1 protein-coding gene and 2 pseudogenes are annotated in these 2,202 nt (G+C 32.2%); all 3 read right to left on the bottom strand.

The features are described from left to right. Positions 1-394: pseudogene (locus tag C6H17_RS11965) on the bottom strand (TIGR02594 family protein); the annotation flags it as partial. A gap of 4 nt (positions 395-398) precedes the next feature. After that, positions 399-896 carry a hypothetical protein gene (locus C6H17_RS11960; protein WP_005220044.1) on the bottom strand — a complete coding sequence of 166 codons (498 nt, stop codon included), beginning with the start codon at positions 894-896 and terminating at the stop codon, positions 399-401. A gap of 1 nt (position 897) precedes the next feature. After that, a pseudogene (locus C6H17_RS11955) lies at positions 898-2,202 on the bottom strand (hypothetical protein); the annotation flags it as partial.

Genomic DNA, 2,202 nt, shown 5'->3' with positions numbered 1-2,202 from the left:
TTACTTTATAGGCCGGTGTCTTTTGATAGGCAAAGAGGATAAGGCTATATTCTCCACTTAGCAGTTTAGCTATTTGTGTAGATTGATGTGTTTGTGTATCTCTTGTATTCTCTTTTGATTGTAAATATTCTTTAGGATTAAATGAAATGATATTTCCTTTGTAGGTATCACTTGGGAGTTCATAATAATCTATATCTTTTTGTAGTTTTGTCTTGTTTGGATTATATTCTTTAGTAGGGAGTATCATATATGCCCATTGAATGAGTTTGTATCCATAATAGAGTGCTTCACACTCTAAGGTAGTATCTATTTTTAAAGGCTTTTGTGTGTTGTGTATCTTTACTTCGAGGATAGAATCTGTGTTATTGCATTGTAATTGTGATATCGCGCTCATTTATCTATTTTGCCTTATACTCTTGCAAAAGTTTTATAATCTTTTCATAATTTTCCACTGCTTTAGAATCTCCCTTAGTTTTAGCTTCTTGGAGTTTTTGGGTGGTAAGTTGCTTATAATCTATCGGATTTAAATCCTTAAATACTATAATCTCATTATCAAGTAAAAACCTCACAACCAAAGGGTTTATGTCTTCCTGTAAGACAATATCAAGGTAGCTTCCCTCTGCCCTTTGAAAGCTTATTATCTCATCTTTTCCAAGCCTATGAAATATTTGTTCTAATCCTGTTATATCACAGCTTCTAAGCATATCTCTCAAAGCCCCATTTGTTTCTACAACATAGTATTGATTGACTTGTGGATCTTCTCCCCACTCATAATTCCCCCAATCTTCTTGCCAACTTTGTAGTATAGAAGATTTTTCGTTAGTATTACACACACTCGCATACGCACTACTAAACACAAGTATTGCTACCATAAGATAAGCAACGAATTTTTTCATTCTAATATCCTTTTGATTTGATATATTCTTTATATTTTTCTTGAGTATTTTTTAAAGCTTCTATGATTTTTTCTGCCCCATAATGTGCCTTATTGCCACCTACTCCAGAATAAAAACTTTCCCCACCTTGTGCTATATGCCCATTACTAAGTTCCCAACCTTCTTTTACTCCAATAGAGGCAAATTCTTTTGCTAATTCGTGTGCAGCTACATCTATATTACCAATTCCCTTGAGATAACTCATAACCTTTGGTCTTTTTTTATTTATCAAATACTCCTCAAAGATTCTATCTTGCATTTCCTCATTGTATAAATCGTTTTCATTAAGTTTTAATTTCGCTTTCGCATCTTTGAGTGTATTAGGCACGATTTGATACCTACCTGTTGCAAATAATTCCTTTTTAGATTGTTTTTCCATAATCTCTTTTAATGTCATTTCTGTTAATTTATATTCTTTTGTAGATGGATAGTTTTTTGTTTTTGGATTGTATTTATTAGCAATATTATAGTCATTTTTAGATTCTTTTGAGACTATCAACTCTGCCAATGGACTATGGGCTAATGGGTATTGTTTTTTATACCCCACCTCCAATCTTATCCTTTCTATTTCATATTGTGATTGTATAGAATCTATCTTTTGCTTTAGATTCAATATAAAGTCTTTGTAAGTCTTACTTCCTTTGAGAAATATCTTTACTCTTTCATCTGTATGGTATGTAGGTATTGGTGTATTTGGTGTCGTGAGAAAGGTAGTGCCTTTAGGATATGGGATATTATCTAATGGATTATTATAGTATGAGATTTTATATTGATTGTTTGTATCTAAGGCATAGATATTAAGGGCATTATATCCTCTAGCTCTTGTGTAGAAATCTGTTTGAATCTTTAAAGATTGCTCTATATCTTTAGTATAAAGATAATAGTTTCCTTTAGGTAAAGAAGTATCTTGCTGTATAGAATCTATAATATCTTGGTCTTTATGATGACTAGATGTATAATACCTCTCTATGTCTATAACATCAGGGGCAAGAGAATAAGATGAAAGTAATCTAGGCATATCTTTTGTATCTATACTATCATAGTCTTTAGAGTAGATTCTGTAATACTCTTTCACTTCCCCCCATTCTAGTACCTCTAATTCCTTACCATTGAATCTAAGGGATAAAGGAGGATTATAGTCTAGTTTGGTATGGGTGGCATAATTCTTTACTTTATAGGCCGGTGTCTTTTGATAGGCAAAGAGGATAAGGCTATATTCTCCACTTAGCAGTTTAGCTATTTGTGTAGATTGATGTGTTTGTGTATC

This window comes from Helicobacter rappini (genome assembly GCF_900198625.1).
GTDB lineage: Bacteria > Campylobacterota > Campylobacteria > Campylobacterales > Helicobacteraceae > Helicobacter_A > Helicobacter_A rappini.
Note: the sequence above shows the minus strand (reverse complement) of the source record. Positions and strands in the feature narration are given on the sequence as shown.